This is a genomic window from Mesorhizobium sp. M8A.F.Ca.ET.181.01.1.1 (assembly GCF_004792025.1).
Taxonomy (GTDB): Bacteria; Pseudomonadota; Alphaproteobacteria; order Rhizobiales; family Rhizobiaceae; genus Mesorhizobium.
The window spans coordinates 1-303 of sequence record NZ_SRTV01000238.1 but is presented as its reverse complement, the minus strand read 5'-3'; the positions used below and the strand labels follow the sequence as shown (position 1 = coordinate 303).

Genomic DNA, 303 nt, shown 5'->3' with positions numbered 1-303 from the left:
GCCGCACGGTATCGCGGAAGCGGTCATTCCATTCGCCAAAACCCGGTGGATGATTGCCAAGCTGATAGCCGCCCGGACCAATGTCCCACGGCTCGGAAATCAGCTTGCGTTGCGACAGGATCGGGTCCTGGCGCAGCGCGTCGAAAAACCCGGAGCCCGGGTCGAAGCCATGCGGCTCGCGCCCGAGCGTCACGCCAAGGTCGAAACGAAAGCCGTCTATGTTGAACGCGGTCGACCAGTAGCGCAGCGAATCCATGACCATTTGCAGCACGCGAGGATGCAGCACGTTCACCGTATTGCCGC

General features: G+C 62.0%; 1 pseudogene. It reads right to left on the bottom strand.

What is annotated here, in order from left to right:
* Positions 1–303 (bottom strand): annotated as a pseudogene (locus tag EN824_RS34430) (glycogen debranching enzyme GlgX); the annotation flags it as partial.